The organism is Enterococcus hulanensis, from assembly GCF_005405485.1.
GTDB lineage: Bacteria > Bacillota > Bacilli > Lactobacillales > Enterococcaceae > Enterococcus_A > Enterococcus_A hulanensis.
Genome location: NZ_BJED01000001.1, coordinates 94,397 through 108,100, shown reverse-complemented (window position 1 = coordinate 108,100; position 13,704 = coordinate 94,397). Strand labels below are relative to the sequence as shown.

The 13,704-nt window shown below is 41.0% G+C and carries 13 protein-coding genes; 3 read left to right on the top strand and 10 right to left on the bottom strand.

The window, feature by feature from the left end:
* Nucleotides 1-26: 26 nt before the first annotated feature.
* The 8 genes from FFR60_RS00485 to FFR60_RS00450 all read right to left on the bottom strand — a co-directional run bounded on the left by FFR60_RS00485 (nt 27) and on the right by FFR60_RS00450 (nt 8,363).
* Nucleotides 27-383 carry a hypothetical protein gene (locus tag FFR60_RS00485; RefSeq protein WP_137662543.1) on the bottom strand — a complete coding sequence of 119 codons (357 nt, stop codon included), beginning with the start codon at nt 381-383 and terminating at the stop codon, nt 27-29.
* A 30-nt stretch (nt 384-413) separates the two neighbouring features.
* Nucleotides 414-977 carry an ECF transporter S component gene (locus FFR60_RS00480; RefSeq protein WP_137662542.1) on the bottom strand — a complete coding sequence of 188 codons (564 nt, stop codon included), beginning with the start codon at nt 975-977 and terminating at the stop codon, nt 414-416.
* Nucleotides 964-1,362: a DUF4430 domain-containing protein gene (locus FFR60_RS00475; RefSeq protein ID WP_137662541.1), complete on the bottom strand. Its 399-nt coding sequence runs from the start codon at nt 1,360-1,362 to the stop codon at nt 964-966. The genes FFR60_RS00480 and FFR60_RS00475 overlap by 14 nt, the downstream gene beginning before the upstream one ends.
* Nucleotides 1,363-1,909: 547 nt before the next feature.
* Nucleotides 1,910-5,506, bottom strand: a complete 3,597-nt coding sequence (locus tag FFR60_RS00470; protein WP_137662540.1) for a WxL domain-containing protein — start codon at nt 5,504-5,506, stop codon at nt 1,910-1,912.
* Complete coding sequence (locus tag FFR60_RS00465) at nt 5,496-5,822, bottom strand: LPXTG cell wall anchor domain-containing protein (protein WP_137662539.1); 327 nt, start codon at nt 5,820-5,822, stop codon at nt 5,496-5,498. Before FFR60_RS00465 ends, FFR60_RS00470 begins: the two co-directional genes overlap by 11 nt.
* An 8-nt stretch (nt 5,823-5,830) precedes the next feature.
* Nucleotides 5,831-6,904 (bottom strand): WxLIP family cell surface protein, encoded by a 1,074-nt coding sequence (locus tag FFR60_RS00460; RefSeq protein WP_137662538.1) that lies wholly within the window; start codon nt 6,902-6,904, stop codon nt 5,831-5,833.
* 23 nt (nt 6,905-6,927) lie between these two features.
* Nucleotides 6,928-7,623, bottom strand: a complete 696-nt coding sequence (locus tag FFR60_RS00455; RefSeq protein ID WP_137662537.1) for a WxL domain-containing protein — start codon at nt 7,621-7,623, stop codon at nt 6,928-6,930.
* A gap of 23 nt (nt 7,624-7,646) precedes the next feature.
* The gene (locus FFR60_RS00450) at nt 7,647-8,363 is read right to left on the bottom strand and encodes a WxL domain-containing protein (protein ID WP_137662536.1); all 717 of its coding nucleotides are present in this window, start codon (nt 8,361-8,363) and stop codon (nt 7,647-7,649) included.
* A gap of 431 nt (nt 8,364-8,794) precedes the next feature.
* On the opposite strand from FFR60_RS00450, the gene FFR60_RS00445 reads away from it, so the two are divergent.
* Nucleotides 8,795-10,249 carry a helix-turn-helix domain-containing protein gene (locus FFR60_RS00445; RefSeq protein ID WP_137662535.1) on the top strand — a complete coding sequence of 485 codons (1,455 nt, stop codon included), beginning with the start codon at nt 8,795-8,797 and terminating at the stop codon, nt 10,247-10,249.
* A gap of 98 nt (nt 10,250-10,347) precedes the next feature.
* Here FFR60_RS00445 and FFR60_RS00440 read toward each other — a convergent pair whose 3' ends face one another.
* Both FFR60_RS00440 and FFR60_RS00435 read right to left on the bottom strand, forming a co-directional pair.
* A complete protein-coding gene (locus FFR60_RS00440; RefSeq protein ID WP_137662534.1) occupies nt 10,348-10,779 on the bottom strand; it encodes a hypothetical protein in 432 nt (143 codons plus the stop codon).
* Nucleotides 10,780-10,990: 211 nt separating this feature from the next.
* Nucleotides 10,991-12,154 carry an NlpC/P60 family protein gene (locus tag FFR60_RS00435; protein ID WP_137662533.1) on the bottom strand — a complete coding sequence of 388 codons (1,164 nt, stop codon included), beginning with the start codon at nt 12,152-12,154 and terminating at the stop codon, nt 10,991-10,993.
* 346 nt (nt 12,155-12,500) lie between these two features.
* Between FFR60_RS00435 and FFR60_RS00430 the strand changes: the two genes are divergently transcribed.
* Complete coding sequence (locus FFR60_RS00430) at nt 12,501-12,860, top strand: LytTR family DNA-binding domain-containing protein (RefSeq protein ID WP_137662532.1); 360 nt, start codon at nt 12,501-12,503, stop codon at nt 12,858-12,860.
* Nucleotides 12,861-12,941: 81 nt separating this feature from the next.
* The gene (locus FFR60_RS00425) at nt 12,942-13,550 is read left to right on the top strand and encodes an accessory gene regulator B family protein (RefSeq protein WP_137662531.1); all 609 of its coding nucleotides are present in this window, start codon (nt 12,942-12,944) and stop codon (nt 13,548-13,550) included.
* The last annotated feature ends 154 nt before the right edge of the window (nt 13,551-13,704 follow it).

Genomic DNA, 13,704 nt, shown 5'->3' with positions numbered 1-13,704 from the left:
GGGGGATTTTGATTGTTGAGATTCTACTAAATTCTCTCCTCAGCCTTCTGAGCCAATTCGCGTATAGCTGCTTCTTTTTCAGGTGTTAATGTTTTTAACCGAATACAGCTTTTTCCGATGTTGCTTTTTTTGAAGGCTGATTCATATTGAGAAATAATCGATTGACCATTTTCAAATAGAAAGAGATAGAGGTTCACAGTCTTTTCGTATTGCTTCACCGATATCAGCGGTGATCCTTCCCTGTCCTTAACATTGGCAGGAAATAACCACCCCACACCAGTAAATTTCCCGCTGGAATAGCTTTTAGCTGGCTGCTGGAGTTCTTCTTCAATTATTTTGACTATCCTGAGATAGAGTTCGTCTATTGTGTTCGCTTTTCTCATCCCCTTAACAAATAACGAGCCATGGGCTGCCTAAATATTGGTCTTTCCACCATACCATTTTTGGATCGTTTGTGTTAATAATTTCCGCAAAATCGGGGCTAGCAGCAAATAGAACACGACATTTCCAAATGCATGCATCACATCGACCGGAACTCCGGCTAAATAATAGGGCAGAAATGCGGATATTCCTAAAAAAGGCGCTTGAACGGCTGAAATAAGCAAGCCAAACAGCAAACCCGTAATTCCGGCATAAATGGCTTGAAGCATAATGCTCTGCTTAAATTTAGGTACCTTCTTCAACAGTCCGGTCAGCAGGATAATCAAAAAGTACGTGGTTATTTGGGCGATCGTCCAAACACCCATCCCCATATAAAAATTAGTGATAAGAATCGAAAGAAGACCCACTATCAACCCTTGATAAGTTCCCCAATAGATCGTGATAATCAGCAGGATCGCCGTAACCGGCTGCACATTGACGATAAATTGAAAAAATGTTCGACTGACTACACATAGTGCCACCATCATTGACAGCAGGCTCAATTCTTTTACCCCTAATGAAAATACCGAATAGATCGTTCGATTAGAATTGTTCAAGCTTAAACACCACTCGATCTCCTTCTTTCAGCTCAACATCCTTTGCGCCAACATTGACTTGTTCATCATTTTTTGTAAAGACCCAATATTTATTCTGCTTAGCATCCTGAGCATGGCCATCGATCGAGGTGATCATGCCATCGTCATCCTCAACAGCATAATTTTTCTTTAGCACATCATATAAATTTTCGCCCTTATCAAATGTGATTTCCTTTTTCGAAAGCTCTTTTTCTCCATCTAATAAAGTGATCGTTGCAGTACTCTCGGTCTTTTGGCTGCTCGAGACTTTGGTTGAACTGTCTGTCGACTCCGCCGATTTGTCTGTACATCCACTAAATGCCAGCAAACTCACTAATGCCGCTAAAAACAAAACGCTTTTCTTCATCCTTTTCTCCCCTTTAAACTTCATAATAAAAAACAAAGCCTTTTTATTAAAAAAACTAGTACAAAAATCTGTCAAAATGGATCATTCCGACTTTCCCCTACCCAAAAGTTAAAATATTACTATTCACAAGCTTTTGGTCGCAGAGAAAACACAGATATCTATATTCAAAATAACAGATTTATTGTTGGAAAGAAATCATTAAGAACGTTCCGACACCATTTTTGCACGACAAAACAAATATGTACTACTAAATAAAAAATAATTGCTTTTTATCATGAATAAGTCAGAAAAGCGTCTTTGGTAAGTGAAATATGCCAACCGTCCTTAAAACAAAAAAGCTCAACCATCATCAAATGGTTGAGCTAGTCTATTTCTGGTGCAGCCAAAGAAAAACAAAAGGCGAATTGCTTACATGCTGATCCAATAGTCTAAAGCCGTTTCATTCCGCGGCTTCCCAATCATATTGAAAGGCATTATCCCCTTTAGAACAGCTCTCAATCTTTTGCTCTGAGTAATCGACTATAACTTTAGTTGATTGCTCCTTGGTTTAGTTTGTTGCACCAGCTTCTACAGTCCAGGTGATTGTAGACCTGTAGGTTTGTCCGACTTTTCCTTGACCCTTTGGCACCTTGAGCTTTACTTGGTTCTTCTTCCAAACATAGGTCGATTCATTCTTAGAATTCACCCCGTCGCCCGTAAACAAGGCAGAGGCTGTGGTGGTTAATGGAACATCGCCTTTTGACACCAGTCCACTTGAATTAGCCGCACCTGCTGTCTTTTTGTTATACATGTCGCCTTTGGGGATGATCAAACTTGCCCCTGTCAATTGATCTGTCCCAGAGTCAAAAGGTGTCGCTGCAGCCTTTAATGTCCAGCCGGTAGCTGCTGGTCGTTCGTCCGCAATCTGAATCCACTGGTCAGAAGTACCAATCGCTTGATACTCCATATCTTTCCACTGAATTTCTTTGCTCCCTAAGTCAAATCTTGATGGTACATAATCCAAGCGAAGCTCACCATGTTCGCCTGTTCCTTCATTTTCGTTTTCAGTCGGATCAGGTGCTGATGGGTCGCGCGGATCAGTCAAATTAGGCAATACCGTTAATTGCACTTCGTTGACCAGATCTGCCCCTAGCTGATTCGCCGCGTCAGCAATAACAACGAATCGAACAACATACGGACCTCCCACGGTATTAGGAATAGACGAGCTATTTTCAATTTGAATGCTTGAAGATAAATCGATCAGGTTTCCAGCAATGATTGTTTGAGCTTTCGCCTTCATCCCATTTTTAAGATAGGCTTGATAATCCGTTGACCCTACTGTAAAGCCAGAAACATCGCTCCAGCGCACGGTCAAATCCTGCGCCATCATCGAATTGATCGTATTGGCTTTATGCACGATCAATCGTACCTCGACAGGATCGGAATGATTCCCGCGGGTATCGTCGATGATCACTTGGTCCAAAAACTCTTGCGACTCTTGACCGTTGGTGATCGTGGCTGCTCCGCCAGAATTAATCGCCGAGCCTAAAAAGGAATAGTCAAACGCGTCCTTACTTGTCTCTAACGCATTGGTATCTTCAACACTTGCGATAAATGCCTTATCTATCGGAATTGTTTCGCCTTCGACAAGGTGGATCGTTCGCCCTGCCCCCGTTGGTTTTGTCACGTCTTCAACAACTGTTTCTGCGTATTTGTCTGAATGGCCCACATAGCTGGCACGGATCGTTTCACCCCAATAAAATGGGCGTGAGAGCGTTCCTTTCCATTCGTAGCTGCCATCCGTTTGCACGAGTACCTGTTTTTCGGCAACCGACAGTCCAGCTAATGGCCCGCCGGACAGCTCTATTTTTCCGCCTGGCGGCTCAGCGGTTCCTTTGACGCTATATTCTGCTTTCGTTTCGTTAGTGAGCTCATCAATCGTCTTGACATTGAACACGACAGGATCAACCACGATGCGTTGAGCGTTTGACGTAAAGTTATTCTCAAATTTCTCTTTGACACTTGGCGAACTATCGGCAAATCCCGCGGCTAAGTTAGTCGTCCGATTGGTAATATTTGTACCTGAATAGGAAATTTTTGTTCCATCAATCGGATGGTATTCCTCAGTCGGAGCAGCTTCATCATAGTTCCCATTATTCCATTGTCGGATTCGATGAATATATTCTCCGCTCGTTGGGATACTCACAGAACCTGCTTGCAGGTCGATCAGCCCTTCACTCGCAGCTTCAGTAAAGCCTAAATCCAGTGTTGCTTGATCTGCGACTATGATACTGCCGCCATTACCATTATCTTGGATAAGAGAACTATCACTAGCTGCCTTAACTTCGAACTGGGCGCTCTCATCAATCGACAAATCCAGCTGGCTGTCTGACTTGATCACTGGTCCTAAAGAGCTCACTGGGTTTCCCGTTGCGATGCTCTTGCCAACGTCGAGTTTGAATTTTGCATTTTCAGCTACTTCAAAGCGAGCACCGTTCTTTAAGAATACAGGAATTTGGCTGTTTCCTCTGGTGGACCAGTGAGAGCTGGAATCATTACTGCTGTCTTCTTCCACTAAGATATTGACAATCGCATTTTTTCCTACTCTAAATTTTCCGCCAGAATCTAAAATTTGAACAGCGCCAGCGTACTCTTTGCGCTGCTCCCCATTTCGAATGGTTAACTGCGTATTGTCTGCTAGGTGGATCGAATTTTTCAGACCGACAAGGGAAGAACCGCTTGGAATTTCAGCTGCATTCCAGTGCTCACTCGAAACAGGTCGGTCAATCACTGTTAATGCGCTCACTGCATAATCTCTTAATCCGCCCCATTTATTCCATTTAGTATTTTTCTCAGTGTTATCTAGTGTTAAAGAGGTTTGACCCCCTTCTTCAAAATAAATATTCCCATCCTTAAAAGCAACTATATCTGCCCCTAGATGGCCGTTTTTCAAAAGCACTTGAGCATCAGCTTTGATATATATTTCACCAGCATTGATATTCCCGCTCCCCGCTCCATAGCCGGTATTGATATAAATATCTTGTCCATCAATATTCGATGAATATCTCATATCAGAAGCCATCACTGCGGAAGTATCCCCTGATAAAATCACTCGACCCTTAGATCCCTCATAGAGCTGATGACCAGTTTGATGCACATCATGAAAGGTATAGATTCCGCGAGGGGCTGAATTATACCCGTCTACAGCTCCCCAAGCATTTGCACTTTGAAGCTTTAGATTTTGAAAAACGACATCCCATGGTCTGCCGTCAAACTCCAGCCGACGACCGCGATTATCGATAGTCTGTCCATTGCCATTCACAACCAATTTTTTGCCGGTTTTAGTAGTCGTGTAGCTGCGGCTGCTCGTATCAACATTTTCAAAATGGGTGCCCGTATCCAATGCAAAGCTTGCGGTCAGATTGATATAAGTAATCTCTTGTTTATTATTATTTGTTGCGGTAAGAGCGGCGGCCCACTCATCGTAGGTGCCTACATCAAAATAGCTGACATTTCCAAATTGTCCATCAGTCACTGTTTGAACAGGCAGCTGGCGAGACGTTGCCATCCCAAGATCTAAATTGGCTCTTGGCATAGGTGTCGTTCCGAACTCCATTGCTTTAGAGCGGTCAGTTTCTTCTTCAGTCGGAATCATTGCTTGAGACTCCGCTGTATTCTTTTCCACCGTACCTTTGTTTGGTTCTTTTGTCAGTGTCAGTTCTTCCGATGTTCCGACGGCTTGATTATTTAGATAATGGGTTCCCTCCAAAACGGTTTGATCCGCCAGCTGGTCATAATCAAGCCCCAGCTCAATACTTTGGACAGGAACTTCTGTTAAATCAATCACTATTTCTCTTGAAGCCTTATCAAAGGATACAGACCCCGTCTTTCCATCCGAGTAGGTTACGCCTGATGGAAGCTCGATGACCAAGTGATCCGCTTGATACGTCCGCTCGTCTAGCTGTACTTGTTTATAGCTGACAGCCAAAGATAGGCTCTTTAGACTTTTCGTGACAGACGCTTCTTTTTTTCCGTCTAATGACATCTGCACCTGCGGATCTACCGCACCAGAATCCTTTTCCACAGCAATGACCTTCGCCGCGGGAAGGAAACAGTTGAAAAATAGAGCAGCACAGAAAAATAAGTTAAAATATCTACGCTTCATCCTTTGCTTCCTCCCTTCTTCGTTTTAGAAAAACGAAAAACAGCGCGCCTAGTACAAATAAAATCCCCAACAGCCTGAAGCTGCTGCTTAAAATCTCGCCTGTTTTAGGCAACACCTTAGCTACCGCTGAAGAAAGAACAGAATCGCCCGAGCCTGTATTCAGCCCGTTGGCTTTTCCTTCATGGGTGTCATCGCCCCAGCCAGATAATTGAATGGTTACCTCAGACTCTGCTTTTGAAGAAGCATCTGCGGAAATAGGAGAAGTCGTTGTCAGAAACCCCAGTAAAATGAAAAAAATTACTGCAAAACGTGTCATCGCTTTCCTCACTTTCCATTTTCAATTTTTTCCTTCTTTTTTCTATGGAAAAGAGTAATCAATAGAAGTAAGACAAGCAAACCAATAATGACGTACAAAAGATAGACCAAATAATTGGGCTTTGGCTCAGGATCGTTGATCGCTTCCTTGTTCAGTTTAGCTGCCTCTTCTTTAGTGATGGTGAAATCTTTTATCCATACCCATGATTTTGCTTCCCACTTCGCATCAGTGGTTGTCCCCTTCAAATGAAGGGAGTATTCGCCTGATTTTAATTGTTCTTTTCCTAAAAAGAATGGTACCTGAAAGTTAGAATTCGGTGCCATTTTTCGATCCTCCAGCTTTCCAGTAATCAAAGGCGTCGTTTCGCCCTTTCTCGTTACCTTTCCGCTAAAATTCAAATTGGAAACAATCGCCGGCCGATCATTTTGAACCGTGGCATTGATGACCTTTTTATAATTGTTCAAATCCGGTGAAACCTCTAACAGCTTCAAATTCGGTGCGCTGATTTCTTTTTCCACGGTCAATTTGACTGCCATCGCATAAGCAAACTTATTTTCAATCGTGATACCGGTTTTCTTAGTATCTTTTTTTTGATCGTCCGTTTGTTCCTCTGTTTCCTTTTCAAAATACCACGATCCTAAAATGACACCTTCAGAAGCATCCTGCGGAATGTTGATTTTCATCGAAACAATTCTTTTTTCTCCTGGTGAAAGTGTAACGATCGGATCGTCTTCAATTTCCGCAATTTCAGAAAAAGGAACCTTCAAGCTTTTATCTGCCTCTTTCTTTTTCAATGCTGCAGAATAATTTATTTCCCCGTTCGCATTTGTATAGGTAGTGTAATCTGCCATTTTCACCTTGACAGGCGCTGAGTCATGATTCGTTAATTCCGACTGGATCGTAAGCTCCTCTCCGGGCGTTACTAACAGATCATAAAAGGAACTCGACTCATTGACTTGCGATGTCGTAGGGGCTACTTTTGCTACGCTATATCCTGCACTCTCTTCTTCTGCAAACACCTGCGAAAACGGCATAACAGAAACCGCCAAAAGAAAGACTAAAAATTGTTTTAAACGCTTCACAGTATTCTTCCTTTCTAAACTTTTTATGGTGCTGCTGTAATTGTCCAAGTGATCGTTGAAGTAAACGTACCAGCGGCGGCTGTCCCTGGTGCTACTGTCAATGATGTACGATCCGTTTCAATAATATTGCTGGTTGTATTGGCTTTACCTACAAGGTCGTGTTTTTTTACCGTTTCCAAAACCTTCGCAGATGAGCCGGTCAAAGGAATATCTTGGGCTGATGCCTTGATCGAAGCTTCTGGCACTTCGTCAGCTGTCGTACTATTTCCCTGTTCGGTACTGGCGATACTATTTCGTACGATACCTTTTGGCAATGATAAAGCCGAGCCAGTCAGCTCTTTTGAACCATCGGAAAATTCTGTCCGGCTTGCGGTAACTTCCCAGCCGTTGATACCAGCACTACGATTATCACGTACTTCAATATAGGTGTTTTTGGTTTCAGTATCATCATAAGTTTTCCCTGCTTGTTCTACTTCATGAGTCCCAAAATCAAACTTAGGAACGACCTTGATAATCAGCGGACCAACTTCGGGAGTCGGGTCTGGCTTAGGATCTGGTTTAGGATTCGATGGATCTTCTGGATCACTTGGATCTCCGCCACCTTGGTTTTCTGTAAAGGTAATTTCACCTGTAGAATCCGCGGCGAATGCTTGCGAAACGCCTCCGATCAGCATCGTACTCATCATTAAACCCGCAACTATTAATTTCGTTTTTTTCATATTTATATTTTCTCCTCTGTTTTTTAATTTGTTGGACCGCCATCAGTTAGGATCCAGTAAATCTTGTTGGAATACTCGCCTTCTCTGGCTGTCCCCTTTGGAATCGTCAGTGAGACACCTTGTGACTGCCAAGAATTTGTTGAGACAGATTTCCCTGCCTTTTTTGAAGCATCATCTGGTGCACTAAAAATGATTTTTTCCTCATTTGTGACTTCCACATTATGCGTGGTTAAATCAGGATCAATTTCAGTAGCTCCTTCATGATTATTTCGATTTCTTGCCTCTCCATTTGGAAGAAACAAGGTGGCACCCTTCAACGCATACCTTGACTGCTTATTTCGTAAATACCCATCTTGTCGAACTTTTAATGTCCAGCCATAACTTCCTTCACCACGATTGTCAGTCACTTGCAGATACTGCTTATGTTCAACTGCTCCAACCGCTGGATATTTATGAGCTGCGTGGTACATTTTTTGTGCACCAAAATAGAATCCCTTTGGTACCACATCCAACGATAAAGGACCTTTATTATCCGTCGCTGGATTATTCGGATCAATTGGTTTCTGTGGTTCAGATGGAGTTGCAGGATCTTTTGGGTCAGTCGGAGATTCATGTGGAATCAACTCGATCTCACCTTCTGAGTCTGCTTGATTGGCAGCAACATTCCCAGTGACCCCGATACCTATACTCACACTAACCAATCCTGCAAAGAAAATTTTTTCAAACATCCCCCTTTTCACTTCAAACACCTCCTTATTACTGTAAACAACACTGACTTTTTGTACCCTGTAACCGTATTAGTCGACCACAATCACAATTTTCGAATCAAAAAAAGCGATCAAACGATCGGATTAGAAAAACAACTCTAATCTAAAACATTCTATAACTAAAAAATGAGGATAAGAGTAGATTCCTTTAATTAGAAAACAACTTTATTAGTGATGTAACAGATTTTTATGCGTTACAATAGTTATAGTATTTCTTACTACTTATTGAAAAATAGGAAATGTTATCAATGCTCAGTATATTTCTTAGTTATTTCACTTCTGGCTATCCACTGTTTTTTCTAAATACAATCTCTTTTTGGTTGGAAAATTGGAATTTTTTCGATTTGTTGTTGTGATAGTTTATTTGTAACTAGGTGTTATTAGACGTAATTTAGGAGGAACTGATGAATTCCATATTATGTAGCGAAGAAAACAAAAAACAGCAGATCGTGGCTTTATTGACCGAATTAGAAAACGGGACCTATTCAATCAATCAACTTGTCCAACGACTCCCCTTTTCCAAAGAAACCACCCTCTTTTTAATCGAAGAAATCAACAAGGACTTTCAAGAATTATTTGATTATCATCTATTAAACCCGCAGCACAAAGTGATCTGGTCAAATGATTTTTTTGAAATAAATAAATACAATCAATTTTTAGTCCAAAAATCCTTGCCCTATCAGCTCATACTCCATATGCTGATGTATCCAAAATTTGATTTGAAGGATTTTAGTAAAAAGTTTTTTATCAGTGTGTCCTCCGTGCGCAGACTCTTGAGGCCCTTCATTGCCTCACTAGAAAGATACAATATAAGAATTCGCTTATCGTCAATGACGGTTGAAGGGCAAGAATTTGAGATTCGGGCAATGTTTCATTCCATTCTTTGGATTGGTTCTTTAGGCGTCGAGATTATGGCGATTCTGGATTCAGAGGATGAACTGACCTTACTGAAACAAATCGGCTTCTATGATTCCATACATATTAATACAAATGAAGCACTCGTCTTCTTATTGATCTCAAAGCTGCGGATCGAGCAAGAACACTACGTAGACTCCTTTCCATTAAAAGCTGTCTATTATCCGCCAAAAGAAACAGTGCCTATGAAATATTATTTGGAAAAGCAAAAGGTCCTAGCTTGCCACCTTGAAACTGAAATGGCTTCTCTGACTTACAAGATGTTTTATTCAGAAACGCTTTTGGATATCAAAGACTTTAGGGTACCTTATCTGACCCTCTATATGGAGACACTAACGAAACAAAACGACGAGCTGCAGGTTGTTTTGGACGAACTTTTAACGCTGCTCAAAGACGAAGGCGACATTTCAGATCCTGACAGCTTGCAACTGATCTCACTAAATTTTTATTCAGCCTTTTTGCTGTTCCATTTAGAAAATCAAGCCACTCCAGCCCTGCGTGAATTCCAGCAGGAAGAAGCACTGACGATCAAATTGAATCCTCAATTAGCCAGTGTGATCAAAGTATTTCTGACAAAAGTCATTAGAAGAACAAAGTTCAAATGGGCAGCACCGACACTCAATGAGCTTACTAGAACCATTGTCTATATCATCCAGCCCTATTGGCAGCCAGAAAGCATTGTCGTTAATGTCGGTATCACACCGATTCCTAATTCACAGCTGGTCCAGGAACTGCTGCAGCTCTTTTCGCTGCTAACTTTTGTCAACACAACCTTTGAAGACAAAGCCAGCCCAGACATCGACTTGTTCATCAGCCCCTTCAAAGAACAAGTACCAGATCCAGATGTCCCATTCTTCTTAGTCCCTATCAGCGGACTCACGGACAAAGTAGAACAACAGCTATTTGCCCAATTGCTAAGTATCTTTCAAAAAAAATTTTATTAGCATGACTTGTGTTTCGTTGAGCAAGTTCAGTTAAGAAACCCCAACAGAAAAAGTCCGTAACCAGTTGGCTACGGACGGATTATTTTTTGTGCAAACATTCATTTCGCTCTCTTCAATTTCAGCTCTTTTATTTTCTTTTGATTGTTAAATATCTGCAATCCTAAGTGATTTTTATCGATTTTAATGAGGTGGTATTCTGTGTTGCTGCCACTTTTTGTCAGAACGATATTGCCCTTAGAAGAATTCACAGCAATTTGAGCATCCTCCATCAGAAAAAAGTCGTTTTGTTTAATATTCCAGTACTGACATTCACCATTTTTAGTCTTAATCGTATAACGATTGGATTGACTAGACCAATTCCCCTCCAGCCACATCGCATTGTCGACAAACTGCGCATTGATAAAATTGATTAAAAAGAATACGAAAAGAATCAGCAAACCATAAACGATTCTCTGCTGTTTTTTAGTCAGTTTTCTAAATTTGTGCAACACCTGATAAATCCCTGTATCAAGCTGTTTTATGAGTTTCATCCGCCCCTCGATTCCTCACTTTCTGTCCAAGCTGCTTTATTTCCTGTACTAAACTATAATAGAATACTTTTTTACTAAAGAACCCTCTCAATCCTCAACGGTCATTTTTTAATCCTGAACGCAAGGCAGAATTCTTAATTATTTTTTTTGAGTAAAAAATCAGCAAAAAAGCACCTGCGATTTTCCAATCACAAGTGCCTGATAGATAAAGTTATTTAAGAATTCTTGTGGCATACCAAGCTACACCTTCAGCTTTCCAGCCTGCTCTAACCAAACTGTCCCGTTCAGAAGCTAACGGTGTATAGTGATGGCTGTCCTCTCTTGGTGCGGCTTGCGGATTATACAGACGATAGACGGGAACATTTCCTCCTGTATACCATGAAACGCCCTCATACTTCCAGCCTGCTTTTACTAAGTCATTCTTTTCATAAGTATGGGGAGTGTAATGATGTCTGCCATTATTGGGATTGTACATTCTGTATACAGAAGCACCCGATGAAGGCGATACCCAACCGACACCTTCGTAATTCCAGCCAACCTTGATTAAATTGATCGCCTCACTTGTTAGCTGTGTATAGTGATGCTGCCCATCGTTTTTATTGTACATTCTAAAAATGAAGCGTTCATTTGCTGCTTGTCCATCTGTCGAAGGGTAAACATTGGGATCTGTTCCATTAGAATTTAAAATTCTTCTAGCAAAATTGGGATAAAAATAGCTGATATCAACAGCCGTGACTGTCTGCCCCGGTTGAGGCGAATGGATCATCTGATTATTTCCAATGTATATTCCTACGTGATAGGTAGCTCCCCTGCTGCCATAGAAAAGCAGATCTCCCGGCTGTAAAGCATTCAGGCTTGCCTCAGTCCCATACTTCTCCTGATTTGTCGTTCCCATTGGCAAGTCAACATTCACTGCCTGCTTATAAACGTACTTGACTAAACCGCCGCAATCAAATGAATTTGGGCCTGAAGCACCCCAAGCATACGGCTTGCCGATTTGGTCTCTGGCTTTAGCTACAACAGAATTCTGTTGGCTAGTCGATCGCGGCATCGGAGGTAGATCAGCTGCTGCTAATTGGGGAATACTCATGATTTGTTCAAATTGCTGTTCTGAATATCCGGCTTGGATAGCTTTGGCTTCTTCTAGGTCATCTGATTCTGCGGAACTTGTATCCGGCGCATTGACAGAATTGGATGTTTTTTCTGATTCGATCAAACTGTTCGGACTTGCTACAGAACTTGAAGAACTGCTTGTTTCCATCTGGATCGTCGAGTCGGTACTTTCCGCAGCAACAAGCTCTGTAGTTGCCAACGTAATCAAACCTATTAGTGCCAAAGAAGTGCTAAACAATCGTAACCCTATATGTTTTTTCATAAAATAACTCCTGTTTTCTTATTAGATTAAATTTAAAAATTAAAGCTATTCGAATTCTTCTCAGTATAAGCATATTAGCTAGCAAGAATCTTCGAAGCTCTCAATTCTATAAAATAACTAAGAACCACAAACATTGTACAATAATTATCCTGCAATTGCATCCCCTTGTTTTGTCAGTCTTTATCATTATGCTTTTCTCGCTTTAAGAAAGAACACGAGAATATACTTTTGTAGACTTTCATGTGGGAGCGACGACCATTCGCGATCATTTTTCGACCATTCGCGACAAAACCCTTATCAACTTGCAACAAATTCTTTAAAATTGCCGTTAAGGAGGTTTCTTCATATGAAAGCACCGATTATTCTAGAAACTAAAAAAGGCACAATTATTATCCAAGCGTCGGATTTACTCTATATCACAGTCGACACGACTAAAGATCATTCTTTATGTTTTGTGACAAAAAACGAAAAATACTATTGCACAGGAGATTTGAACAACTACGAAGATGCGTATCAAAACTGGTTGTTCCGTTGTCATCGCTCCTTTATCGTTAACCTGTTAACCATTCGAGAAATCAATAAATACGAAAGACGTGTTTACTTTTTGGACGATTCCTTCAATAATAACTGTCCTTTCTCGCGAAGAAAATACGCACCATTAAAGCAATCGCTGAAGGACATTCTCTTAACAGAACAAGAAGCCTGATACTGGTTTACATTGTAGTGAGACAAAAAAAGGATTACAATCAAAAAGTAATGCGAACTATAGCACAAGAGGTAGTTGACTATGACACACACTTTCACCTTATTTATACTAGAAAAGCTTCGAGCACAAAATTTTATGACCGAGGAAGAGTTTGAAAACGTCCAATACTCTTTAGAAATCCTGTTGATCAATATTTTAAAAAGTATTCAGGTTTACTTTATTTCCTTTTTATTCGGTTTACTTTTTGAAACGTTCATTATGAATCTAGCCTATGTTCTTTTGAGATGGCACGCAAATGGCTGGCATGCGAAGTCTTCCATTGCTTGTTCACTTTTTGGAATAGCTACGTTTGTTGGCATTCCTTTCGTCCTCCAAGAAACGAGTTTTACCCTATCGACTCCTTGGATGCTGATTCTTTCTGTAATTATTCTGTTGTGCGTCTTTCTCTATGCGCCGGCCGATACAGAAAAGAACCCCTTAGTTAGCGTAAGTGAACGGAAAAGGAAAAAGCTATTCGCTCTAATCAGCGCGTTCTCAATTATTTGTGTATCCCTATTCCTTGTAGGCGCTCAAGCGGGTACTCTGCTAATCATTGGTTTACTGGTGGAAATCTTAATGATCCACCCATTATTTTATAAATTAAACAAAAGGAGCTATAAAAATTATGAAAACTATCAAATCCAACCCTAACTTTTTGCTGAGAAACATTTCGAAGGTTCTTGTTGCGGCTTCGATAATATTGTTAGACCGCCCATGTTTTATTTGGGGATATGAACCCGAAAATCCAAAATTAAAAAAAATGACTCGTAATGGATAGGGTCCAAATTCTTACATTGTTCGTTGC